Origin of the sequence: Streptomyces sp. TLI_146, assembly GCF_002846415.1 — a bacterium.
Lineage (GTDB): Bacteria > Actinomycetota > Actinomycetes > Streptomycetales > Streptomycetaceae > Streptomyces.
Window position 1 is genome coordinate 7,120,802 of the sequence record NZ_PJMX01000001.1, and the last position, 24,586, is coordinate 7,145,387.

Below are 24,586 nucleotides of genomic sequence, written 5' to 3' on the forward strand. Positions count from 1 at the left end.
GCCGCCCGTGCCCGCAACCCCCTAGGGGCGCGGGGAACTGCGCGGCCAGCCACAGACGGCCCGCAGACGAACATGCACCGGGCGAGGGCCGCCCCACGGCCCGGGCCGACCCCAACCCCTTAGGGGCGCGGGGAACTGCGCGACCAGCCCACCACCGGCCCGCAGACGAACCCCGGGCCAAACAGGGGCGCGGGGAACTGCGCGGCCAGCCCGCCACCGGCCCGCAGACGAACCCCGGGCAGAACAGCCCCCGCGGACAAACTCCGGGCCAACAGGAACGTTGATGTCGGATTCCTGCCAGCGGCAACCCCCGGCCGTGGCCGATGCTGGGCCCATGAACCCCGTCGCCGCCCCCGCCGCCCCCGCCACCATGCACACCGACACCGAGCGCTGCGTGCGAGCCGTGCAGGCCAAGGACGCTCGTTTCGACGGGTGGTTCTTCACCGCCGTTCTGACCACGCGGATCTACTGCCGGCCCAGTTGCCCGGTCGTGCCGCCGAAGGTCGAGAACATGACCTTCTATCCGAGTGCCGCCGCCTGCCAGCAGGCCGGGTTCCGGGCCTGCAAGCGGTGTCGGCCGGACACCAGCCCGGGGTCGCCGGAGTGGAACGCCCGCGCCGACTCCGTGGCCCGCGCCATGCGGCTCATCCGGGACGGTGTCGTCGACCGCGAGGGCGTGTCCGGGCTCGCCGCGCGGCTCGGGTACAGCGCCCGCCAGATCGAGCGCCAGCTGCGCGCCGAGCTGGGCGCCGGGCCCCTCGCCCTGGCCCGCGCCCAGCGCGCCCAGACCGCCCGGATCCTCATCGAGACCACCGCGCTCCCGATGGCCGACGTCGCCTTCGCGGCGGGTTTCGCCTCCGTGCGCACCTTCAACGACACCGTCCGCGAGGTCTTCGCGCTCGCCCCCACCGAGCTGCGCACCCGCGCCGCGCGGGGCATCGCCCGCCAGGCCCCCGGCTCGATCGCCCTGCGGCTGCCCTACCGCGCCCCGCTCAACCCGGACAACCTCTTCGGGCATCTGGCCGCCACGGCCGTTCCCGGTGTGGAGGAGTGGCGCGGCGGCACGTACCGCCGCACGCTGTCCCTCCCGTACGGGCACGGCATCGCCGAACTCACCCCCGGTCCCGACCACATCGGCTGTCTGCTCTCCCTCACCGATCTGCGCGACCTCACCCTCGCCATCAGCCGCTGCCGCTGGATGCTCGACCTCGACGCCGACCCGGTCGCCGTCGACGACCGGCTGCGCGCCGACCCGCTGCTCGCCCCGCTGGTCGACAAGGCACCCGGACGCCGGGTGCCGCGTACCGTCGACGCGGCGGAGTTCGCCGTACGGGCGGTGCTCGGCCAGCAGGTCTCCACCGCCGCCGCCCGCACCCACGCGGCCCGCCTGGTGACCGCGCACGGTGAGCCGGTCGAGGACCCGGCGGGCGGGCTGACCCATCTGTTCCCCACCCCCGAGGCGCTGGCCGGGCTCGACCCCGAGTCCCTGGCCCTGCCGCGCAGCCGTCGCACCACCCTCACCACGCTCGTCTCCGCACTGGCCGACGGCAGCCTCGCCCTGGGTTTCGACACCGACTGGGACCGGGCGCGCGCCCAGCTCCTGGAGCTGCCCGGCTTCGGCCCCTGGACCGTCGAAGTGATCGCGATGCGGGCGCTCGGGGACCCGGACGCGTTCCTCCCCTCCGACCTGGGAGTGCGCCGCGCGGCCCAGTCGCTCGGCCTGCCCTCCTCGCCCGCCGCCCTCACCGCGAGCGCCGCCGCCTGGCGCCCGTGGCGGGCCTACGCCGTTCAGTACCTCTGGGCCACCGACGACCACCCCATCAACCGCCTTCCCGCGTGAGGACGTTCACGATGACCACCACCCACACCGTCACCGACAGCCCGTACGGCCCGCTCACCCTCGTCGCCGAGGACGGCGTGCTCAGCCGCCTCTACATGGAGGGCCAGCGCCACCGCCCGCCCCAGGAGACCTTCGGCGAACCCGACGACGGCGGCCCGTTCCCCGAGGTCATCCGTCAGCTCGGCGCGTACTTCGCGGGCGAGCGCACCGAGTTCGACCTGGACCTCGACCTGCGCGGCACCGACTTCCAGCGCGCGGTGTGGGACCAGCTGCGCCGCATCCCGTACGGCGAGACCCGCTCGTACGGCGAACTCGCCCAGGCCCTCGGCAACCCCGGCGCCTCCCGCGCGGTGGGCCTGGCCAATGGCAAGAACCCGGTGGGCATCATCGTGCCCTGCCACCGGGTGATCGGCTCCACGGGGAGCCTGACGGGGTACGGCGGCGGCCTCGACCGCAAGAAGCGGCTGCTGGCCTTCGAGAAGGGGGCGGGGGAGGACGCGCTGTTCTGACGGATGCCTCGTTCAGAGGCCCCGTGACCTCCCCTCAGTCCTCCACCAGCAGCGCCCCGAGGCGCAGGAACGCCTTGTACGTCTCCGGGGCCAGCCACGACAGCTCCACCGTACTGCCCGTCGTCAGATGGCCGTCGCGGGGGACCGTGAGGATGCCCCGGCAGCGGGAGCTGAGGCTGCGGATCGTCGCCGCGTCCAGGGTCCAGCCGGCGGCGGGCCGGCTGTGGTTGAGGACGACCACGGCCTCCGCCACCAGGTCCGACCTGCCCATGGACACCAGGCGGTCCACGGCCCGCTGCACCTGTGTCACCCCGGCGGGGTCGGCCCGGGAGACGATCACCACCCGGTTGGCGAGTTCGAGGACGACCTGCGGGAACTTGTCGGTGTCGGCGAGCGTGATGTCGAAGTACGGCGCCGTCACGTCCGCGACCTTGCGGTATTCGTAGTCCGCGAACTGGCCGACCGAGGGAGGGTGGGACACCGAGTCGTTGGCCAGGACCATGAGTCCGGACCGGTGCTGCGAGAGGAACAGGCGCAGGTGCTCGAAGTGTTCGACCTCGTGGCCGGAGCGGGCCAGGTCGTTCAGACAGGCCTCGGTGGCCCGGTAGACGCGGCGGGCGATGTGGATATGGGTGCCCGCGTGCCGGTCGGTGTCGACGGCCAGCACCCGCTCCTGCCGCTGCTCGGCCAGCACCGCCCCGAGCACCGTGGTGATCGTGGTGCACCCGGCCCGGTCCTTCACGCCCAGTACGGCGATCCGCAGCGGGCGGCGCAGGGGCGCCCGTATCGTACGGATCCACTGCTCGCGGTCGTCCTCCTCCTCGGGGTCGTCCTCGGTGTCCGCCGCGGCCGGGTCGTCCGGGTACTCCTCCCACTCCACCGGGACGGGCAGCAGCGCGCCGAACGCCTCGGCCAGCTCCCGCGCCGTCGGCCGGGCCTCCGGCTCCTCGTCCACCGAGCGCAGCAGCAGGTCGCGCAGGTGCTCGTCGAGGCGGCGGAACTCGGGGTGGCGCCGCAGAAGGTCGAACTGGTACTGCCGCCAGTGCCGCCCCGTGACGGCGTGCAGCAGGATCGCCCCGACCGAGTACACATCGCCCGCCGTGATCCGGGACTCGCCCCAGGACGTCACCTCTGGGGCCCGGTAGGGCGAGTTGGGGGGCACGGTCAGCAGGGAGGCGCTGGAGGCGCCGTCGATCCGGACCGACGTCCAGCTGACGATGTGCAGGGTGCGTTCGGTGACGAGGACCGTGCCCGGCGTCAGCGCGCCGTGCACCAGGCCCTTGCCGTGGCAGCGGGCCACGGCCCGGGCCAGGCTCCAGCCCAGCCAGGCCAGCAGGGGCGAGTCGCGCAGCGGCCCGGCCGCCTGGAGCACCGCGCTCAGGGTGGGCGCGGGCAGCCCGTTGCTGAGGGGGTCCAGGCCCAGCGCGATCCAGGGCGTCGGCGTCGTCTCGTTCAGGTCGCTGGCCACCACGACGGGGGCGTACACCCCGTCCATGCGCCGCAGCGCCCGCCGCTCGGTGGCCAGCAGCTCCCGGGCGGTGGGCGAGTCGGGCGAGCGGGCGACCCTGATCAGCACCTGCCGCCCGTCCTGGTCCTCACCGATGTAGGCGACGGCCTTGCCGCGGCTCTCGTCGCGCAGCTGGAGCGTGTACGGCCCGAGGACCTGCTGGTCGAGCAGTTGCAGCGGCTGCCACGACGGGGCCGCCTCCAGGACGGAGGGCAGCCCCACCTCCTCGCGCTCCACGACCGCGGACGGCGGCTGCACCGAGATCATGGGCTTGGCGCCCAGATGCGTGAGCAGCCGGTCCTCCAGCCAGGCGAACGGCCTTGTCCCGGGCAGGAGTTCGCCCGTCCCGGACGGATGGGCGAGCCAGGCCGGGAAGTCGGGGGAGCGGCCCACCAGTGTGGCGAGGCGGTCGGTCACCGCGCGGGTGGTGCGCAGCAGGTCGATCGGGGAGGCGGTGTCGAGCAGGATCTCCTGGACGCCGTCGAGGAAGCCGAACCGGCGGTGCTGGGCGGGCAGTCCCGGGCCCGGCGGGTCGGCCTGGCGCATCAGCCCGCCGAGGAACACCTCGGCCAGATGCGCGGTGTCCGAGCGCCACGGCACGGCCGCCTGCACCAGCCGCATCACCGGCACCGTCAGCGGCGAGATGGCCGCGAGGTGCGCGGCGAGCCGGTACGCCTGCGGGGACGCCGCGTCCCGGAACCGCAGCACCGCGTCGGCCGGGTCCGTGCCCCGGGTCGCCGCCTCGCCCCGCAGGCCCCGCACGCCCGGCGGCGCGAGCAGCGGCAGCTCCGCGCTGGCCCCGGGCGAGGCCACCAGCCGCGCCCAGGCGGCGACGGCCGGGGGATACGGCTCCAGTACGGGGACGGGCACCCCGGGAAAGCGGTCGCCGAGGCCGGGCGGCAGCAGCGGGTCGGTCACCTCCCAGGTGTGGTTGGCCGCGCCGCGCCGCCGCGTCGTCACCGACCACTGCTCCGAGCGGATGCCGGAGGCGTCCCACATATGGGCGGGCAGCGCGTGCACCACCGCCGTCGGGCCCTGCCGGGCCCAGCGCTCCAGGGCGGTGTGCATCCGCCCGTCCCGCCAGCACGCCCCCACCCCGTCGCTGATCACCAGGACCAGGGTGCGCCCCGAGGGGTCGGCGGAGGACGCGGGGGAGAGCAGCGGCCCGCCGGGGTCGAAGGGGCGCACCTTGAGGCCGGGCGCGTCGGCCGAGCGGGCGTCCAGGCCGTGCACCCGGATGTCCCGGAAGGCGCCCAACCGCTCGAAGACGGAGCGCAGTTCGGTGGCCAGCCTGCGCCACAGCAGCATCGACAGGCCGTCGTCGATGAGCAGGGTGAGATCGAGCCAGCGTTGCCGCGCGGGCCGCAGCACCACGTCGGGAAGGCCGCTCTCGGCCATCGCGGTGGCGGTCGCCTCCTCGTCGAACTCCCAGAAGTGCGAGCCCGTATGGGGCTGCTTCAGCAGCCGCAGGGACCGGCTCAGCCGCAGCTCCCCGTCGCCGAGCGCCTTCTCCTCGGGCACCCGCACCGGCAGCGCCCCGGTGCCGCGCGGGGAGCGGGGCGGCGAGGCGGTCGCGCCGGTGAACTCGGGGGCGCTGCGGGAGGCCGCCGCCGCGTGCAGCGCGCCCAACAGCTGGGTGGGGAGCGGTGGTTGGGATCCAGTGCCCTCCTTGGGGTCGCCGTCCCCGGATCCGTCGGGCGGCACCGCCGTGCCTTCGGGCGGCGTACGCGGTTCCTCCCACACCGGCGGGCCCGACTGCCGCGCCCGGTCCGGTGCCAGGGCGCTCGCCAGCGGAGCGGCGGCGCCGCTCGGCAGCCGGGCGGCCAGCCACAGCGTGTCCAGGAGCTCGTGCGTGGACAGCTCGTGGCCCACCAGGGCGGCGAGCTTGGCCAAGGCGTCGGAGGGCTCCGCGCGCGGCACGGCTAGACCGATCCGCCCAGCCGGTGGAGCACCGCGTCCAGCAGGCCCTCGGCGTTCAGGTTCACCCCGCCCTTGCGCAGGAACACCGCGTTGAGCAGCTGGTCCGTCGCGAGCTCGCCGGGCGCGCGGCGGTTCAGGAACGCGTGCAGCAGGTCGTCGACCCCTTCCAGAGCCCCCTCGCCCAGGTGCGCCGCCACGATGTCCCGCAGCCGCTCCTCGTCCGGGTCCGGCAGGTCCAGGCGGACGCAGCGGCGCAGGAACGCGGGCGGGAAGTCGCGCTCGCCGTTGCTGGTGATCACCACCACCGGGAACTCGCGGCAGCGCACCACGCCCCGGGTGACCGTGACCCGTCCGCCCTCGGGGTCATGGGTGAGCACCGGCACCTCGGACTGCGCCTCCGGCAGCCGCGACAGCTCGGGGATCTCGAACTCGCCCTCCTCGAACACGGTCAGCAGGTCGTTGGGGAGGTCGACGTCGCCCTTGTCGAGCTCGTCCACCAGCAGCACCCGCGGCCGCTCGCGCGGGACGAGCGCGGTGCCCAGCGGTCCCAGGCGCACGAAGGTGCCGATGTCGGGCTCGGGCGCGCCGCGCTCCTGGCGCAGATGCGTCTCGCGCAGCCGCCCGATGGCGTCGTACCCGTACAGCGCGTCCTTGAGCACGGACCGGCTGTTGACCGGCCACTGGAGCACCGGACCCAGCGACAGTTCGTGCGCGACGGCGTGCGCCAGTGAGGACTTGCCGGTGCCGGGGTGCCCGGTGACCAGGAGCGGACGGCGCAGATGCAGTGCGGCGCTCACGACGTCCGCTTCGGTGCGGCCGATCAAGTACGGGCGGTGGCGCACCCGCGTCCCCGGGGCGCCGTTGGCGAACTGCCGCCACGGCGGCGCCTCGGGGAAGTCCACCTGGCGGGCCGTGCGGTCGCCGCGGAAGAGCCGCCACCCGTCGTTCTCCGTCATGTCGCCTGATCCGTTCCTTGTGAGAGGCGGGCGATTCCTTCCGGTCCCTGCGAGGGGTCGGCGAGCTGCAGCTCGTCGGGGAGCGGCAGCTCGGCGTCCTCCCACACCAGCGCCGGCCGTGCGGGAACCTGCGGGTCCATATAGGCGCGGACTCTGAAGTGCCGGACGCGTTCGGGGAGTTCGTCGACGGGTCCGTAGGGACCCGCCCCGTCGAGCCGGGCGGCATCCCCCGGCCCCCCGGCCGCGCGGTCCCACAGGACGATCGGCACCCCCATCGCCAGACAGAAGTGCAGGAGCCGCGTCCGGGCGGCGGGGGGCCCGTGCACTATGACGCGCGCGGCGTCGTAGTGGGTTGTCTTGAGCAGCCGGATGAGCTCCATCTCGTCGGAGATGTGGTGGTCCGCGACGAGCGGTTCGCTCTGGTGCCGGGCGCCCCAGCGGCGCTTCAGGTCGCCCGCGCCGGTGCGCGAGCGGCGTCTGATCTGCGGGCAGCGCAGCACCAGGTGGAAGTCCTCGCCCAGCGGCGCCGGGAAGAACTCCTCCGCGCTCGCCCCGTCCCACTCGTCCACCGGCAGGTGCAGCGCGTCCGGGGCGACGGACACCGCGACCAGCGCCACGTTCTGCCCCGCGCCCTCGGCGCCCCCGGCCACCTCGCGTACCAGGCGGGCGATCTCCCGCCCGGTGCGCGGCCGTTCGGCGCCGACGGCGGTGCGGGCGGCCGTGCCGTCGGCGCGCATCCGCCACACCGCGCAGCGGTAGCGGTCGGCCGGGTCCTTGGGGTGGCGGCTGAGCTCCACCAGGACGCGGACCCCGGTGCCGGTCGAGCGGTCCGACCAGCGCGCCGCGTCCGCCCGGCGCTCACCCAGGGCCGAGGGGTGGATGCCGAGCCGGTCCGCGACCCGGCCGCTCCACTCCTGAAGGGCCTGGCAGGCGATGCCGCCGGTCTCGGCCGCCGCGTACTCCACGACCCGCAGCAGGGCGGGCAGCCGGGGTGTCTCGTCCGGCACCGGCGAGCCGTCGCCGGGCCACTCCTCCAGCTCGCGCACCGCGCCGGGCACGTCGTCGGGGTCGAGCCGGGCGGCCGTCAGCGACCGGGGCAGATCCACATACGGCAGCGCCGCCGTCGCCGCCCGGGGGAGCAGCCCCGGGTCGTGGCGGGTGAGATGGTCCCACTTCACCAGCAGCGCCCGGTGCTCGGCGACGGAGAGCAGCCCGGCCGCGTCGGTGAGCCGGCCGAGCGCCAGCAGCCGGTCCAGCTGGGCGCGGCCCCGCGCGTCGCCGAGCGACGGGGCGAGCGACTCGGCGAGCGTCGGCAGCGCGCGCTCGACCGTGCACAGCAGCACCGCCAGCTCCTCCACCGACGGCGCCGTCCCGTCCGTCCGGGTGCGCAGCCCTAGGGCCGCCCCGAGCGCGGTGGAGTGCGCCGCCCGTGACGTCGGATCGCCCAGCAGGGCGTGCAGCGGGCCGACCATCATGTCCCGCACCGACTCGTCGCCGCCGACGGGCTCGCGCGCGCCGGGCGGCGCCGGGTCCGGGGCCGCCCCGACCCGTAACAGCTCCTGCCGGACCGACTGCCAGGTCAGGCCCCAGCTGCGGCGGACGGTGTGCTGGGTGTCGAACTCCCCGTCCGGCGGGGTGATCCGGCCCATCACCAGGCCCACCGCGGCGCCGTCGGCGGGCGACCACAGGGGCCCGCCGCTGTACCCGTCGTCGACGGCCGCGCCGGAGAGCTGCCCGTCGAGGTAGCCGATCCGCCCGTCGCACGAGCCGACCTGGACGTCCGCGTACGAGAAGGGCTGGCCGCCGCCGTACCAGGCCCGCACCAGCTGCCCGGCCCGCATGTCGAGCCAGCGCACCGGGCCCACCGGGGGCGGCGGCTCCTCGTCCAGTTCCAGTACGGCCAGGTCGCCGCCCCACTCCAGGGAGCCGTCCGCCACCGGTCCCTGGCGGTCGGCGGCGCGCGGCGGCACCCAGGCCACCAGCCGCGCCTGCCGGGCGCCCGCGGCGCCCGGGGCCAGCGCCGGGAAGGAGACGTCGAGGGTGACCGCGCCCGGGTCGCGCGGGCTGAGCATCCGCAGGCCCAGCGCCGCGTTGACGACGTGCGCGCAGGTCAGCAGTCTGCGGCCGGAGAGATAGACGCCCGCGCCCGCGGTCCGTCCCCGGTCGGCCGAGAGCACCCGCACCAGCGCGCCGCGCGCGTCGGCGGAGGGGTCCGCGCCGGGTGCCTTGAACCAGCCCACGGGTCAGTTGCCGCCGTCGGCGCCGTCGGTTTCGCCGGGCCGCAGCTGCCAGGTGGCCGAGACGGTCATGCTGGCCTGGCCGTTGGCGCCCACGATCCCGAGCTTGAGGTCCTGGCCGATCTGGAGGCCGAAGCCGACGTCGAGGGAGTCGGGCGGGTTCGGGATCCCCCGTACGGAGTCGTGCACCTGCTGGAGGAAGGGGCCCAGCGGTCGCAGTACGGCCGCGAGCGTGTCCGTGGCGAGCGCGGCGACCCGCTCGCCGCCGCGGCCGACGGGCGTGGCCCCGCCGATCCCGCCCGGCAGGTCGTCGTCCGCCCCCCGGGCCGTCGGTCTCTGTTCGCCGACGGGGGTGAGCCCGACTCTGACCCGGGCCCCGTCGTCGAGGATGAGTTCCATGTAATCGTCTTGCGGCACGGGGACATTGTGGGGGCAACTGCCGTCGGGGGCAGCATGGTTGACGGAATGCGCTGACGTGGATCCCTTGGTCGTCAGCCCACCGCCCGGCCGTTCTCCAGCTCCACCGTGCCCGTCTCCGCCGTGAGCGCGTCCAGCGCGGCGAGCACGCGGTGGCCCAGCTGCCCCGGCAGGTACGCGGTGAGCTCCTCGCGCGGGACCAGCCGCCAGTCGGTCAGCTCCTCCTCCTGGAGGCGGATCGCGTGGAACCGGTCCTCGGGGAGGACGCCGCCGTCGTACACGTACGCGACGATCGGCGGCCGGTCCGGCCCCGGCACCCAGTCGACCGCGAGCAGCCGTCCCGGGCTGACGTCCAGCCCGATCTCCTCCAGGGACTCGCGCCGGGCCGCCTGGCGGGGGGTCTCGTTCTGGTCGGACTCGATGGTGCCGCCGGGCAGGGCCCAGCCGTCGCGGTAGTTGGGCCGCACGAGCAGGACATGGCCCCGGCCGTCACGGATGAGGGTGGCCGCGCCGGCGAGGACGCGGGGGAGGGCGGCGATGTACTTCGCGTAGTCGTGGGTGGTCACGGGGGACAGGGTAGGTGCGCTGCCGTTCGGCCGCGGGGCCTCGGTGGCGCGCCCACCCGGCGGAGCCGCACTGCCGCCACCCCGTCATCCCTCCGGTGTACCCGACGCGGTGCCGGAACCGCCGTCACCCGTACGGTACTTGGCCGTTCGGCGGCGCTGCTCGGTGAGCGCCTCGCCCACCATGGTCCGCACCGCGTCCCGCACCCCGTGCAGCGCGTGGCCGCGCGCGGGCCCGGCGCCGGGGTCCTCGCGCAGCTCCTTGATGAGCGCCCAGCACAGCCCGAGCATCACGAGGACGAACGGCAGGGCCACCAGGATCGTGGCCGTCTGGAGCGACTTGAGGCCGCCCGCGACGAGCAGCACCGCCGCGACCGCCGCCATCAGCACGCCCCAGAGCACCACCAGCCAGGTCGGCGGGTGCAGCGAGCCCCGGCTGGTCAGCGAGCCCATCACCAGCGAGGCCGAGTCGGCGCTGGTGATGAAGTACGTCATGACCAGGACCATCGCGAGGTACGAGGTCACCGTGCCGATGGGCAGCGCGTCCAGCATCGCGAAGAGCGAGGCCTCGGCGCCGTCCTTCACCTTGGCCGCCAGATCGGCCGTCCCGGTGGAGTCGAGGCGGATCGCGCTCCCGCCCATCACGCAGAACCACAGGACGGTCGCCCCGCTCGGCACCAGCAGCACGCCGACCAGGAACTCCCGGACGGTGCGGCCGCGCGAGATGCGCGCGATGAAGGTCCCGACGAAGGGCGCCCAGGACAGCCACCACGCCCAGTAGAAGATCGTCCATGCGCCCAGCCAGGTCCGGTCGGTGAAGGCGCCGGTGCGGCTGGCCATGGGCAGCAGCTGGTGCAGATAGCCGCCGACGGACGCCGGGATGGTGTCCAGGACGTAGACCGTTGGCCCGAGCAGGAAGACGAAGAGCATCAGGGCGGCGGCCAGCACGATGTTGATCGTGGACAGCCACTTCACGCCCTTGTGCAGCCCGGAGAACGCGGACAGGACGAAGGCCGCCGAGAGCGAGGCGATGATGATCAGCTCGGTGGCGGTGGAGTCGTTCACGTCCGCCGTGATCTCCAGGCCCTTGGCGACCTGGAGCGCGCCGAGGCCGAGGCTGGTCGCGGTGCCGAAGACGGTCGCGAAGACCGCGAGCAGGTCGATGCAGCGGCCGGGCCAGCCGTCCGCGCGCCGGGCGCCGATCAGCGGTACGAAGGCGGCGGAGAGCCGGTTGCCGCGCGCCTTGCGGAACCCGGCGTACGCCAGGGCCAGCCCCGCCATGCCGTAGATCGCCCAGGGGGTGAGCGTCCAGTGGAAGAACGAGTACTCCAGGGCCGTGCGCGCCGCGTCGCCGGTCCGGGGCGCGGCGCCGCTCGCGGGCGGCGGGGTGAGGTAGTGGGTGAGCGGCTCGCCCACCCCGTAGAACATCAGGCCGATGCCCATGCCCGCGCTGAACATCATCGCGATCCACGCGAGGTTGGTGAACTCGGGCTCGGAGTCGTCGGCGCCGAGCCGGATCCGCCCGTACCGGCTGATCGCGAGCACCACGCACAGGACGAGGAAGGCGTCGGCGGCGATCACGAACAGCCAGGCGAAGTTGGCGAGCACCCAGGCCAGGGCGGTGGCGGAGGCGCTGTCGAAGGAGTGCTTGCCGAGCGCGGCCCAGGCGACCACGGCCACCACCGCGGCCACCCCGATCGCGACGACGGTGAGGTCGGGCGCCGGGTTCTCCGGGTGGTCGGGCGGGGCGCCGGGGCCGGAATGATCGATCGAATCCGTGCTCATGGCGCCCCACTATGGTCCGCGATATGGAGGTTTCGTGGGGTGGCACGCCGTCCCGCCGTGCAGGACTCCTATGGGCAGGGCCGCGTACGGCGGATAGGGTCGGAGCGGCGCGACTGCCTGTTCGATAGCAAGGGATTAGCAAGGTGACGGACGGAGCAGTTTTCGAATCCGCGCGCGTGCTGGTGGCGGCGGACAAGTTCAAGGGCTCGCTCACGGCCGTACAGGTCGCGGAGCGGGTGACGGCCGGGCTGCGGCGGATCGTGCCCGGTCTGGCGGTGGAGACCCTGCCGGTGGCCGACGGCGGCGACGGCACGGTCGCGGCGGCGGTCGCGGCCGGGTTCGCCCGCCGCGAGGCCCGGGTCACCGGTCCGCTCGGCACCCCGGTCACCGCGGCCTTCGCGGTACGGGACGGGGTGGCCGTGGTCGAGATGGCGGAGGCGTCCGGCCTCCAGCACCTCCCCGAGGGCGTCTTCGCCCCGCTGACCGCCACCACGTACGGCTCGGGCGAGCTGCTGCTCGCCGCGCTCGACGCGGGGGCGCGCACGATCGTGTTCGGGGTGGGCGGCAGCGCCACCACGGACGGCGGCGCGGGCATGCTGTCGGCGCTCGGGGCGCGCTTCCTGGACGCGGCGGGCGAGCCCGTGGCGCCGGGGGGCGGCCCGCTCGCCACGTTGGCCACGGCGGACCTCTCCGGCCTTGACCCCCGGTTCGCCTCGGTCGACCTGGTGCTGGCCAGCGACGTGGACAACCCGCTGACGGGGCCCAAGGGGGCGCCCGCGGTGTACGGGCCGCAGAAGGGTGCCACGCCCGAGGACGTGGCGACCCTGGACGCGGCGCTCGGCCACTTCGCCGAGGTCCTGGAGGCGTCCGTGGGCCCCCGTGCCGCCGAGGCGGCCCTCGCCCCGGGTGCGGGCGCGGCGGGCGGCATCGGATACGGCGCGCTGGTCGCCCTGGGGGCGACGTTCCGGCCGGGCATCGAGGTCATGCTGGACGTCCTCGGCTTCGCCCCGGCCCTGGCCCGGGCCACCCTGGTGATCACCGGCGAGGGCTCGCTCGACGAGCAGACCCTGCACGGGAAGGCCCCGGCGGGCGTGGCGGCGGCGGCCCGGGCCGCGGGCATCGAGGTCGTCGCGGTCTGCGGCCGCCTCGCCCTGCCCCCGGAGGCCCTGGGCACGGCGGGCATCCGCCGCGCCTACGCCCTCACGGCCCTGGAGCCGGACCCGGCTCGCTGCATGGCCGAGGCGGGCCCGCTGCTGGAGCGCACGGCGGAACAGATCGCCAGGGACTTCTTGACCTGACCGTTTCGCCTGCGGGGCGCCCACTAGGGGCGCGGGGAACTGCGCGCTCAGCCAGGCACGGTCCGCAGGCGAAGGGTCATCGTTCGTCTGCGGACGGTGCTGGGCCGCTCGCGCAGTTCCCCGCGCCCCCCAGGTGCGCAGCCACAGACTGCCCGCAGGCGAACCGATCGCACCCCACGCCGCGCAAGCGAAAGGGCCCCGGGCCGAAACGGTCCAGGGCCCTACACACCGCGCCGCCAGGCGCTACGGCTGGGCCGCCCGCGCCTCACGGCGGTTGTCGCGGATCGAGTTCACCCGGCGAGCCGTGGCGAACAGCGGAATCACCGCGCCCAGGACGACCTGGAGCACACAGCCCGTCTGGAGCAGCAGCTGACCGCCGGGCGCGTCGAACGCCCAGGCCGCCAGCAGCCCCATCGCGCCCACGATCCAGCTGAGCATGGCCACCGCGAGGATCCCCCGCGGCTTCGGGTACTCGACCCGGCTGACCATCAGCCACGCCACCCCTATGACGGCGAGCAGCGTCGGCACGAACGGCAGCTCAAGGAGCACGATCGAGACGACGGTGAGCGCGCCGAAGGGGCTCGGCATGCCCTGGAACATGCCGTCCTTCATCGTCACGCACGAGAATCTCGCCAGCCGCAGCACCACCGCCAGCAGCACCGTGATCGCCGCCACGGCCGCCACCCGCTGATGGGCGTCGTCCGCGACCATGCCGTACACGAGTACGAAGTACGCCGGGGCGAGCCCGAAGCTGATCAGGTCCGAGAGGTTGTCCAGCTCGGCCCCCATGGGCGAGCTCCGCAGCTTCCGCGCGACCAGGCCGTCGCAGAGGTCGAAGATCGCCGCGAGCAGCATCAGGATCACGGCGGTCGCGGCGGAGTGCCGCGCCATGCCGGTCTCGGCGCTGCCCGACAGGTGCGGGATGAGGATTCCGGTGGTGGTGAAGTACACCGCCATGAACCCGCAGGTCGCGTTGCCGAGCGTGAGGGTGTCCGCTATCGACAGCCGCAGGGAGAGGGGCATCTCCTCCGCGTCGTCGTCGGCGTCCGCGCCCGGCACCCAGTCGGTCTGGGTGTCCGGATCAATCACGGTCAATTCGAGTCACCCCCGCGGTGGTCTTCTGCCCGACCTCGACAGCGACCTCGACCCCCTCCGGAAGATAGATGTCGACGCGGGAGCCGAACCGGATGAGACCGATCCGCTCGCCCTGCTCCACCTTGGTGCCCTGGGGGATGTAGGGGACGATCCGCCGCGCCACCGCACCCGCGATCTGCACCATCTCGATGTCGCCGAGCTCGGTGTCGAAGTGCCAGACAACGCGCTCGTTGTTCTCGCTCTCCTTGTTGAACGCCGGAACGAAGCCGCCGGGCACGTGCTCGACGGACGTCACCGTGCCGGCCAGGGGCGCGCGGTTGACGTGGACGTTCAGCGGGCTCATGAAGATCGCGACGCGGGTGCGTCCGTCCTTCCACGGCATGATGCTCTGCACCACGCCGTCGGCGGGGGAGATGACCCGCCCGGTAGCGATCTCGCGCTCGGGGTCGCGGAAGAACCACAGCATGCCCGCCGCGAGCGCGGTGGCGGGCACGGCCACGGCCTTGGCGGCGCCGGAGCGGCGCGCGCGGGCGAGGCTGAGGGCTGCGGTGGCGACGGTCGGCAGAAGCCACGGCGATGCTCCGCGAGCAAGACGTCCCTGGAGGAAACCGTCGCGAGATGCAGAGGTTTGGCTGTGGGGCATGGATGACCTTCGTAGCGGATGATGCCGCGCTGGCAAGTGGGGGACGGCGGCTGGTTTACCAGCGATGCTATCGGTTGCGAGCCGCAACTGGGAAAGCCAGAAGCCGAGTCGGTCGGCCGGAAGCCCTCAGAAATCGCCTACAGGGTGTGATGTTCTTCGCGGCCAAACCGACCTAAAAGCGGCAATCAACCCTGGAATCGGTACTCTTCGAGAAGCCGACGCCCAATGATCATTTTTTGGATCTCGGCGGTACCTTCACCGATGAGCAGCATCGGCGCCTCGCGGTACAGGCGCTCGATCTCGTACTCCTTCGAGAAGCCGTAGCCACCGTGGATACGGAAGGCGTCCTCCACGACCTCCTTGCAGTATTCGGAGGCGAGGTACTTCGCCATCCCTGCTTCAAGGTCGTTTCGTTCCCCGGAGTCCTTTTTGCGTGCTGCGTTGACCATCATGGCATGAGCGGCCTCGACCTTGGTAGCCATCTCGGCCAGCTTGAACTGAATCGCCTGGTGCTGGGCGATCGCTTTGCCGAAAGTGTGACGTTGCTGGGCATACGAGACACCCAGCTCAAATGCACGCTGAGCGACGCCGCAGCCACGCGCCGCGACGTTGACGCGGCCGACCTCGACTCCGTCCATCATTTGGTAAAACCCTCGGCCGGTGACCCCGCCGAGGACCCGATTGGCCGGAATGCGTAGTCCGTCCATGATGAGTTCGGTCGTGTCGACGCCCTTGTAACCCATCTTGTCGATCTTGCCGGGGATGGTCAGACCGGGCCGGACCTCTCCGAAGCCGGGCTCCTTCTCCACCAGGAAGGTCGTCATCGACTTGTGGGGGGCGGTTCCCTCGGGGTGTCCTTCGTCACTCCGGCACAGAACGGCCACGAGCGATGACGTTCCGCCATTGGTCAGCCACATCTTCTGGCCGTTCAGGACGTACTCGTCGCCGTCCTTGACGCCCTTGGACGTGATCGCCGACACATCCGAGCCGAGCGCGGGCTCCGACATCGAGAACGCGCCGCGCACCTCGCCCAGCGCCATCCGGGGCAGGAAGGTGTCCTTCTGCTCCTGGGTGCCGTGCTGCTTGAGCATGTACGCCACGATGAAGTGCGTGTTGATGATGCCGGAGACCGACATCCAGCCGCGCGCGATCTCCTCGACGCAGAGCGCGTACGTCAGGAGCGACTCGCCCAGACCGCCGTACTCCTCGGGGATCATCAGCCCGAACAGGCCGAGCTCCTTGAGGCCTTCGACGATCTGCGTCGGGTACTCGTCCTTGTGCTCCAGCTGCGTCGCGACCGGAATGATCTCCTTGTCGACGAAGTCCCGGACGGTGGCCAGGATTTCCTGCTGGACGTCGGTCAGACCGGCGGTCTGGGCGAGACGGGCCATGGCTACTTCTCCTGCTGCTTCAGCTCCGGGCGGCCGGGCTGCTCGCCGCCGCGCTCCTTGATGTACGTCTCGGTGGGGACCATCACCTTGCGGCGGAACACGCACACCAGCGTGCCGTCCTGCTTGTAGCCCTTGGTCTCGACGTAGACGATCCCGCGGTCCGACTTGGACCTGGAGGGCGTCTTGTCGAGGACCGTGGTCTCGCCGTAGATCGTGTCGCCGTGGAAGGTCGGCGCCACGTGCTTGAGCGACTCCACCTCCAGGTTGGCGATCGCCTTGCCGGACACGTCCGGCACGCTCATGCCGAGCAGCAGGGAGTAGATGTAGTTGCCCACGACGACGTTCTTGCCGAAGTCGGTCGTCTTCTCCGCGTAGTTGCTGTCCATGTGGAGCGGGTGGTGGTTCATGGTGAGCAGACAGAACAGGTGGTCGTCGTACTCGGTGACCGTCTTCCCGGGCCAGTGCTTGTACACGTCCCCGACGGTGAACTCTTCGTAGGTGCGGCCGAACTGCATGGTGTTACGCCTCCGGGATCTCGAACTTCGACGTGCGCTGCATACCGGCCGCCCGGCCCTTGCCCGAGATGACCAGCGCCATCTTGCGGCTGGCCTCGTCGATCATCTCGTCGCCGAGCATCGCCGAGCCCTTCTTGCCGCCGGCCTCGGAGGTGAAGTACTCGTATGCGTCGAGGATGAGCTCGGCGTGGTCGTAGTCCTCCTGGGAGGGCGAGAAGACCTCGTTGGCCGCCTCGACCTGGCCGGGGTGCAGCACCCACTTGCCGTCGAAGCCGAGGGCGGCGGCGCGCTGGGCGACCGCCTTGTAGCCGTCGATGTTCTTGATCTGGAGGTAGGGGCCGTCGATCGCCTGGAGGTTGTTGGCGCGGGCGGCCATCAGGATCTTCATCAGGATGTAGTGGTAGGCGTCCGCCGGGTAGCCGGGCGGCTGCTCGCCCACGACCAGCGACTTCATGTTGATCGACGCCATGAAGTCGGCCGGGCCGAAGATGATCGTCTCGACGCGCTGGGAGGCCGTGGCGATCTCGTTGACGTTGTTCAGGCCCTGGGCGTTCTCGATCTGCGCCTCGATGCCGATCTTGCCGACCTCGAAGCCCATCGTCTTCTCGATCTGGGTCAGCAGGAGGTCGAGCGCCACGATCTGCTGGGGGGTCTGCACCTTCGGCAGCATGATGCAGTCGAGGTTGTGCCCCGCGCCCTCGACGACCGTCACGACATCGCGGTACGTCCACTCGGTCGTCCAGTCGTTGACCCGGACGACCCGGGTCTTGCCGGTCCAGTCGCCCTCGTTCAGGAACTTGACGATGGTGTGCCGGGCCTCCGGCTTGGCGAGCGGCGCGCAGGCGTCCTCCAGGTCCAGGAAGACCTGGTCGGCGGGGAGGCCCTGCGCCTTCTCCAGGAAGCGCGGGTTCGAGCCCGGGACGGCCAGGCACGAACGGCGCGGCCGGAGACGGTTGACAGAGCTGGTCATGCGGGGACCTCCAGAGGGTCGAGCTTGTTCGCTTTCCGGATCTCGTCGACGATACGGCCGATGATCTCCGTGATACCGAAGTCCTTCGGGGTGAATACGGCGGCCACGCCCGCCTGGCACAGCTCCTCGGCGTCCGCCGGCGGGATGATCCCCCGACGATCACCGGGATGTCGGGAGCGCCGGCCTCGCGCAGCCGCGCCAGCACGTCCGGGACCAGCTCGGCGTGCGAGCCGGACAGGATCGAGAGGCCCACGCAGTGCACATCCTCCGCCAGGGCGGCGTTGACGATCTGCTCGGGGGTCAGCCGGATCCCCTGGTAGACCACCTCGAAACCGGCGTCACGCGCGCGTACGGCGATCTGCTCGGCGCCGTTGGAGTGCCCGTCCAGGCCCGGCTTGCCCACAAGGAGGCGCAGCCGGCCGGAGCCGAGCTCGTCGGCCGTACGGGTCACCTTCTCGCGCACCAGCGCCAGCGGCGTGCCCGCCTCGGCGGGGACCGCGACCGGAGCCGAGGAGACCCCGGTCGGCGCCCGGAACTCGCCGAAGACATCGCGCAGCGCCCAGGACCACTCGCCCGTGGTGACGCCCGCGCGGACGCACTCCAGGGTCGCGGCCATCAGGTTCTCCGACCCCGCGGCCGCCTTTTTCAGCGCGGCCAGCGCCTCCGAGGCCCGGGCCTCGTCCCGGTTGTCCCGCCACTCGTGCAGCTTGGCCACCACCCGCGCCTCGTTCGCCGGGTCCACCGTCATGATCGCGGTGTCCAGGTCGGAGGTGAGCGGGTTGGGCTCGGTCGACTCGTAGCAGTTGACGCCGACGATCTTCTCCTCGCCGCCCTCGATACGGGCCCGGCGCTCGGCGTGCGAGGAGACCAGCTGCGACTTGAGGTAGCCGGACTCGACGGCCGCCATCGCGCCGCCCATCTGCTGGATCCGCTCGATCTCGGCCAGGCACTCCTCGACCAGCGAGTCCACCTTGGCCTCGATGACGTGCGACCCGGCGAAGATGTCCTCGTACTCCAGCAGGTCGCTCTCGTGCGCCAGGACCTGCTGGATGCGCAGCGACCACTGCTGGTCCCAGGGGCGCGGCAGGCCGAGCGCCTCGTTCCAGGCGGGGAGCTGGACGGCCCGCGCGCGGGCGTCCTTCGACAGCGTCACGGCCAGCATCTCCAGGACGATCCGCTGGACGTTGTTCTCCGGCTGCGCCTCGGTCAGACCCAGCGAGTTGACCTGCACGCCGTAGCGGAAGCGGCGCTGCTTGGCGTCCTCGATGCCGTACCGCTCGCGCGTCACCTGGTCCCAGATGCGGCCGAACGCCCGCATCTTGCACATCTCCTCGATGAACCGGACACCCGCGTTCACGAAGAACGAGATCCGCGCGACCACCTCGCCCTTGCGGTCCTCGGGCACCTGCCCGGACGCGAATACCGCGTCGAGCACGGCGATCGCGGTGGACATCGCGTACGAGATCTCCTGGACCGGGGTGGCCCCCGCCTCCTGGAGGTGGTAGCTGCAGATGTTGATCGGGTTCCACTTGGGGATGTGGTTGACCGTGTACGTGATCATGTCGGTGGTCAGCCGCAGCGACGGACCGGGCGGGAAGACGTGCGTCCCGCGCGACAGGTACTCCTTGACGATGTCGTTCTGCGTCGTGCCCTGCAGCTTGGTGATGTCGGCGCCCTGCTCCTCGGCGACCACCTGGTACATGGCCAGCAGCCACATCGCGGTGGCGTTGATGGTCATCGAGGTGTTCATCTGCTCCAGGGGGATGTCCTGGAACAGCCGCCGCATGTCACCGAGATGGGACACCGGGACCCCGACCCGGCCCACCTCGCCGCGGGCGAGGATGTGGTCCGGGTCGTAGCCGGTCTGCGTGGGCAGGTCGAAGGCGACCGACAGGCCGGTCTGGCCCTTGGCGAGGTTGCGCCGGTAGAGCTCGTTGGACGCCTCGGCGGTCGAGTGACCGGCGTACGTCCGCATGAGCCAGGGCCGGTCCTTGTGACGCTCAGTCATATGTCGCTCCGTGCTCAGATGTTGCGGAAGCGGTTGATGGCGTCGAGGTGCTGGGCGCGGAGTTCGTGGTCGCGGACGCCGAGGCCTTCGCGCGGCGCGAGGGCGAGGACGCCGACCTTGCCCTGGTGCAGGTTGCGGTGGACGTCGTAGGCGGCCTGCCCGGTCTCTTCGAGGCTGTAGACCTTGGAGAGGGTGGGGTGGATCTTGCCCTTGGCGATGAGGCGGTTGGCCTCCCAGGCCTCGCGGTAGTTGGCGAAGTGCGAGCCGATGATGCGCTTCAGGGACATCCACAGGTAGCGGTTGTCGTACTCGTGCATGTAGCCCGAGGTGGAGGCGCAGGTGGTGATGGTGCCGCCCTTGCGGGTGACGTACACACTGGCGCCGAAGGTCTCGCGGCCGGGGTGCTCGAAGACGATGTCGATGTCCTCGCCGCCGGTCAGCTCGCGGATGCGCTTGCCGAAGCGCTTCCACTCCTTCGGGTCCTGGGTGTGCTCGTCCTTCCAGAACTTGTAGCCCTCGGCGTTGCGGTCGATGACCGCCTCGGCGCCCATGGCGCGGCAGATGTCGGCCTTCTCCGGGCTGGAGACGACACAGATCGGCGTGGCGCCGCCGGCCAGCGCGAACTGCGTGGCGTACGAGCCGAGTCCACCGCTCGCGCCCCAGATCAGGACGTTGTCGCCCTGCTTCATACCGGCGCCGTTGCGGGAGACGAGCTGGCGGTAGGCGGTGGAGTTCACCAGACCGGGCGCCGCCGCCTCCTCCCACGACAGGTGGGCGGGCTTGGGCATCAGCTGGTTGGACTTGACCAGCGCGATCTCGGCGAGGCCGCCGAAGTTGGTCTCGAAGCCCCAGATGCGCTGCTCGGGGTCGAGCATGGTGTCGTTGTGGCCGTCGGAGGACTCCAGCTCCACCGACAGGCAGTGCGCCACGACCTCGTCGCCGGGCTGCCAGGCGTTGACACCCGGCCCGGTGCGCAGGACGACGCCCGCCAGGTCCGAACCGATCACGTGGTACGGCAGGTCGTGGCGCTTGGTGAGCTCGCTGAGCCGGCCGTAGCGCTCCAGGAAGTTGAAGGTGGACACCGGCTCGAAGATCGAGGTCCACACCGAGTTGTAGTTGACCGAGGAGGCCATGACGGCCACCAGGGCCTCGCCCGGGCCGAGTTCGGGCACCGGCACCTCGTCCAGGTGGATCGACTTGCGCGGGTCCTTGTCCCGGGTGGTGAGCCCGGCGAACATCTCCGCCTCGTCCTTGTGCACGGTGATCGCGCGGTACGACTCGGGGATGGGCAGAGCCGCGATGTCGGCGGCGGTGCTGTCCTGCGACTGAATCGCGTCCAGGATTTCCTTCACGGTGTTGCCTCCGGCGAAGCGCGTTGGGAACGCTGAGGGGACTGCTGCTGTGGAGGTGTGCCGTCGGTTCGGCGGTACTACGGGATCGGCGGCGCCTGGTGGGCGCGGGAGGGTGCCTGTGACGCAGGCGTCCGGGCGCGCTCGCTGGAAAGCTTGCGGGGACAGCCGGCGTACGAAAGGTCTCTGCACGCCGGCCGCCCGGACAACATCAACGTATGGCACGCAGTGCCAGTCGGCAAGACACCGCGTGCCAACAATTTCTCTCAATTGCGTAATGACCTGCACGGATGAGCGATGATCGATCGATTCCGCTTGCGGAATGCCCTCGGGAGCCGGGAACGACGAAAGCCGCCCCAATGGGGCGGCTTTCATCCGGATGCACCAGATTCCGTACGGTTTCAGCGCTGCCGGAGCGCCTTCTTGATCGACTGCATGATCTCGTCCAGCGGCGCGTCCGTCCGCGCCACCGCGACCAGCACCTCGTCGCTGGTGGAGACGGACGCGGCGGCGGGCTTCGGCTCGGCGGTGCGGCCCGCCCCGATCCCGGAGCCGAAGGTGTCCCGGACGATCGCGAAGGCGTGGTCGAGCTGGGTCTCGACGTCGCCCTGGCCGCCCGCCCGCAGCCAGCGCCGCAGCACGTGGTTGTGCGCGGTGACGACCGCCGAGGCGGCGACCTCCGCGAGCAGCGGGTCGTCGTTGCCCGCGTGGTGCTCGTGCTCGTCGAAGTGGCCGAGCAGATAGCGGGTGAAGAGCCGCTCGTAGCGGGCGACCGAGGCGATCTCGGCCTCCCGCAGGGTGGGCACCTCGCGGGTCAGCTTGTAGCGCGCCACGGAGACCGAGGGGGAGGAGGCGTACATCTTCATGACCTCCTTGATCCCCCGGCACACCGTGTCCAGCGGATGCTCGTGCGGGGGCGCGGCGTTGAGCACCGCCTCGGCCCGTACGAGGGTGTCGTCGTGGTCGGGGAAGATCGCCTCTTCCTTGGAGCGGAAGTGGCGGAAGAAGGTGCGGCGGGCGACCCCGGCGCGGGCCGCGATCTCGTCGACCGTGGTGGCCTCGTACCCCTTGGCCGAGAAGAGCTCCATTGCCGCGGCCGCCAGCTCGCGGCGCATTTTGAGCCGCTGGGCGGCCGCGCGGCTGCCGGCGGCACTTTCCGGGGCGTCGGGCGTGGCGGACGTTCGGGTCGGCCGTTTCGATGAGGCAGCGGGCTGGGGCATGGACCGAACGTACTGCATATGTGCAGGAAGTCGCGCTCGCGGGGGCGGACCGCCCGACGGATCGAGCAGCCCGCCCCAGCCCTCCCCCGGCCGGTGGGCGGGGGAGCCCCACGGCTCAGCGCCGGGCATACTCGCGGAATCCACGGCCCGTCTTGCGGCCCAGGCACCCGGCCGCGACCAGGTGCTCAAGGAGCGGGGCGGGCGCGAGGCCCGGGTCGCGGAACTCGGCGTGCAGCACCTTCTCGATGGCCAGGGACACATCGAGGCCGACCACGTCGAGGAGTTCGAACGGCCCCATCGGGTAGCCGCCGCCGAGCCGCATCGCCGCGTCGATGTCGTCCAGCGAGGCGTAGTGCTCCTGGACCATCTTGATCGCGTTGTTGAGGTACGGGAAGAGCAGCGCGTTCACGATGAACCCGGCCCGGTCCCCGCAGTCCACCGGGTGCTTGCGGATCTTCGCGGTGACCTGGCGGACGGTGGCGTGCACCTCGTCCGAGGTCAGGACCGTACGGACCACCTCGACCAGCTTCATCGCGGGCGCCGGGTTGAAGAAGTGCATCCCGATGACGTCCTGCGGGCGCGAGGTGGCGCGGGCGCAGGCGACGACCGGCAGCGAGGACGTGGTGGTGGCGAGCACCGCGCCCGGCTTGCAGATCTTGTCCAGGGACGCGAACAGCTGCTGCTTGACCCCCAGGTCCTCGGCGACCGCCTCGACGGCGAGGTCCACCTCGGCGAAGGCCTCAAGGGCACCGGCCGGGGTGATGCGGGACAGCGTCTCGTCGCGGGCCTCGGCGGACATCCGCCCCTTGTCGACAGAGCGCGAAAGCGACTTGGCGATACGGGACTTGGCGGTCTCGGCCTTCTCCAGGCCGCGCGCGGCGAGCACCACGTCGTACCCGGCCTTGGCGAAGACCTCGGCGATGCCGGAGGCCATGGTCCCGGATCCGGCCACGCCGACCGAGCGGATCTCGCGGCCGCCGCCCGTGCCCGCGATCGTGGCGGGCGTCTGGGCGTCGGCCACCACCGTGGCACTGCCCGGGGCCTCGTACGTGTAGAAGCCGCGGCCCGCCTTGCGGCCGGTCAGGCCCGCCTCGGCGAGCTGGCCGAGGATGGGCGCGGGGGCGTGCAGCCGGTCGTGCGAGTCGGTGTACATCGCCTCCAGGACCGTGCGGGCGGTGTCGATGCCGATCAGGTCGAGCAGTTCCAGCGGGCCCATCGGCAGCCCGCAGCCCAGCTTCATCGCGGCGTCGATGTCCTCGCGGGAGGCGTACTTCGACTCGTACATCGCGGCGGCCTGGTTGAGGTACCCGAAGAGCAGCCCGTCCGCGACGAAGCCCGGGCGGTCGCCGACCGCGACCGGCTCCTTGCCCAGGTCCAGGGCGAGCCGGGTGACCGCTTCCACGGCGGGCGGTGCGGTCAGCACCGAGGAGACCACCTCGACGAGCTTCATGGCCGGTGCCGGGTTGAAGAAGTGCAGGCCCAGGACGCGTTCGGGGTGCGAGGACTCGGCGGCGAGCCGGGTCACCGACAGGGCGTTGGTGCCGGTGGCCAGGATCGCGGTGGGCGCGACGATCGCGTCGAGCGCGGCGAACACCTGCTGCTTGAGCTCGTACGACTCGGGCACGACCTCGATGACCAGGTCGGCCTCGGCCGCCGCCTGGAGGTCGGTGAAGGTGCGGAACCGGGCGAGGACGTCGCGCCGCTCCTCCTCGGTGATGCGCTCGCGGGCCACGGCCCGGGCGGTGGACGCCTCCAGGGAGGCCACGGCCCGGCGGGCGGCCTGCTCGCTGATGTCGATGCCGATGACCTCGCGGCCCGCGCGGGCGAGCACGTCGGCGATGCCGGTGCCCATGGTGCCGAGACCGACCACGGCGACGGTGTTCAGGGGGGTGTCCATCACGGGACTCCAGGGTGAGTGACGACTGAGGAGAGGGCGCACGCGGCCGGCGTCCGGCTGTCGCCAAGGCGTCGGTGAGGACGCGGGTGCGCGCGGCGGCGCACGGCGTGCGGGAGGTGAGTCGTGGTGGTGCTGAGGGCCGACGGACCCGGTCCCGGGGCCACGCCGTGAAACTGCCGAACCGACGAACACTCGCGGTGGCTGCGTCACCAGGCCACCGGAGTTCGCGGGGGGTACCCGCTCACATGAGATTAACTGGTGAGTAACGAGCGCGCCATACCGCGGAGGCAGCCAGTCCATGTGATCTGGCTCGCCCTCGCGGCCGGGGCGTCGTTCGTCCGCGGACCGTGCTGGGTTGCTCGCGCAGTTCCCCGCGCCCCCGGCTGCCTGGGGGCGCGGGGAACTGCGCGAGAAGAGACCACGGCCCGCAGACGAACGAGGGTTTGAGGGGCGCGGGGAACGGCGC

At 72.1% G+C, this 24,586-nt stretch carries 17 protein-coding genes and 1 pseudogene; 3 read left to right on the top strand and 15 right to left on the bottom strand.

What is annotated here, in order from left to right; genetic code table 11:
* The first annotated feature begins 370 nt into the window (after positions 1 to 370).
* Together BX283_RS31690 and BX283_RS31695 are read left to right on the top strand one after the other, a co-directional pair.
* Complete coding sequence (locus tag BX283_RS31690; RefSeq protein WP_101392690.1) at positions 371 to 1,840, top strand: AlkA N-terminal domain-containing protein; 1,470 nt, start codon at positions 371 to 373, stop codon at positions 1,838 to 1,840.
* A gap of 11 nt (positions 1,841 to 1,851) precedes the next feature.
* Positions 1,852 to 2,349 (top strand): methylated-DNA--[protein]-cysteine S-methyltransferase, encoded by a 498-nt coding sequence (locus BX283_RS31695; RefSeq protein WP_101390862.1) that lies wholly within the window; start codon positions 1,852 to 1,854, stop codon positions 2,347 to 2,349.
* A 34-nt stretch (positions 2,350 to 2,383) separates the two neighbouring features.
* Here BX283_RS31695 and BX283_RS31700 read toward each other — a convergent pair whose 3' ends face one another.
* From BX283_RS31700 to BX283_RS31725, 6 genes are all read right to left on the bottom strand, one after another.
* Positions 2,384 to 5,776 carry an SAV_2336 N-terminal domain-related protein gene (locus tag BX283_RS31700; protein ID WP_101390863.1) on the bottom strand — a complete coding sequence of 1,131 codons (3,393 nt, stop codon included), beginning with the start codon at positions 5,774 to 5,776 and terminating at the stop codon, positions 2,384 to 2,386.
* A gap of 2 nt (positions 5,777 to 5,778) precedes the next feature.
* Positions 5,779 to 6,732 carry a MoxR family ATPase gene (locus BX283_RS31705; protein ID WP_101390864.1) on the bottom strand — a complete coding sequence of 318 codons (954 nt, stop codon included), beginning with the start codon at positions 6,730 to 6,732 and terminating at the stop codon, positions 5,779 to 5,781.
* Positions 6,729 to 8,972 carry a trypsin-like peptidase domain-containing protein gene (locus BX283_RS31710; RefSeq protein ID WP_101390865.1) on the bottom strand — a complete coding sequence of 748 codons (2,244 nt, stop codon included), beginning with the start codon at positions 8,970 to 8,972 and terminating at the stop codon, positions 6,729 to 6,731. The genes BX283_RS31705 and BX283_RS31710 overlap by 4 nt, the downstream gene beginning before the upstream one ends.
* A gap of 3 nt (positions 8,973 to 8,975) precedes the next feature.
* Positions 8,976 to 9,386 carry a CU044_2847 family protein gene (locus BX283_RS31715; RefSeq protein ID WP_101390866.1) on the bottom strand — a complete coding sequence of 137 codons (411 nt, stop codon included), beginning with the start codon at positions 9,384 to 9,386 and terminating at the stop codon, positions 8,976 to 8,978.
* Between the two features lie 74 nt (positions 9,387 to 9,460).
* Positions 9,461 to 9,952 (bottom strand): NUDIX hydrolase, encoded by a 492-nt coding sequence (locus BX283_RS31720; protein ID WP_101390867.1) that lies wholly within the window; start codon positions 9,950 to 9,952, stop codon positions 9,461 to 9,463.
* Between the two features lie 84 nt (positions 9,953 to 10,036).
* Positions 10,037 to 11,734, bottom strand: coding sequence for a BCCT family transporter (locus tag BX283_RS31725; protein WP_101390868.1), 1,698 nt, complete (start codon positions 11,732 to 11,734; stop codon positions 10,037 to 10,039).
* 143 nt (positions 11,735 to 11,877) lie between these two features.
* Here BX283_RS31725 and BX283_RS31730 point away from each other — a divergent pair, with 143 nt between their 5' ends.
* A complete protein-coding gene (locus BX283_RS31730) occupies positions 11,878 to 13,032 on the top strand; it encodes a glycerate kinase (RefSeq protein WP_101390869.1) in 1,155 nt (384 codons plus the stop codon).
* A gap of 243 nt (positions 13,033 to 13,275) precedes the next feature.
* Here BX283_RS31730 and pssA read toward each other — a convergent pair whose 3' ends face one another.
* The 9 genes and pseudogenes from pssA to BX283_RS31770 all read right to left on the bottom strand — a co-directional run bounded on the left by pssA (position 13,276) and on the right by BX283_RS31770 (position 24,120).
* Positions 13,276 to 14,127 (bottom strand): CDP-diacylglycerol--serine O-phosphatidyltransferase, encoded by an 852-nt coding sequence (pssA, locus tag BX283_RS31735; RefSeq protein ID WP_180357302.1) that lies wholly within the window; start codon positions 14,125 to 14,127, stop codon positions 13,276 to 13,278.
* Entirely contained in the window at positions 14,114 to 14,770 is a 657-nt protein-coding gene (locus BX283_RS31740) for a phosphatidylserine decarboxylase (RefSeq protein WP_067166206.1), read from the bottom strand. The genes pssA and BX283_RS31740 overlap by 14 nt, the downstream gene beginning before the upstream one ends.
* Positions 14,771 to 14,955: 185 nt before the next feature.
* On the bottom strand, positions 14,956 to 16,161 hold the full coding sequence (locus tag BX283_RS31745) for an acyl-CoA dehydrogenase family protein (protein ID WP_067166208.1): 1,206 nt from the start codon (positions 16,159 to 16,161) through the stop codon (positions 14,956 to 14,958).
* A gap of 2 nt (positions 16,162 to 16,163) precedes the next feature.
* Positions 16,164 to 16,676 carry a MaoC family dehydratase gene (locus BX283_RS31750; protein ID WP_101390870.1) on the bottom strand — a complete coding sequence of 171 codons (513 nt, stop codon included), beginning with the start codon at positions 16,674 to 16,676 and terminating at the stop codon, positions 16,164 to 16,166.
* Positions 16,677 to 16,680: 4 nt separating this feature from the next.
* Positions 16,681 to 17,646: a CoA ester lyase gene (locus tag BX283_RS41075; RefSeq protein WP_218976533.1), complete on the bottom strand. Its 966-nt coding sequence runs from the start codon at positions 17,644 to 17,646 to the stop codon at positions 16,681 to 16,683.
* Positions 17,643 to 19,654: pseudogene (locus tag BX283_RS31755) on the bottom strand (protein meaA). Before BX283_RS31755 ends, BX283_RS41075 begins: the two are co-directional and overlap by 4 nt.
* Positions 19,655 to 19,668: 14 nt before the next feature.
* Positions 19,669 to 21,006, bottom strand: coding sequence for a crotonyl-CoA carboxylase/reductase (gene ccrA, locus BX283_RS31760; protein ID WP_101390871.1), 1,338 nt, complete (start codon positions 21,004 to 21,006; stop codon positions 19,669 to 19,671).
* Between the two features lie 398 nt (positions 21,007 to 21,404).
* The gene (locus BX283_RS31765) at positions 21,405 to 22,223 is read right to left on the bottom strand and encodes a TetR family transcriptional regulator (protein ID WP_257583987.1); all 819 of its coding nucleotides are present in this window, start codon (positions 22,221 to 22,223) and stop codon (positions 21,405 to 21,407) included.
* Between the two features lie 115 nt (positions 22,224 to 22,338).
* A complete protein-coding gene (locus BX283_RS31770) occupies positions 22,339 to 24,120 on the bottom strand; it encodes a 3-hydroxyacyl-CoA dehydrogenase family protein (RefSeq protein ID WP_101390873.1) in 1,782 nt (593 codons plus the stop codon).
* Positions 24,121 to 24,586: the final 466 nt, after the last annotated feature.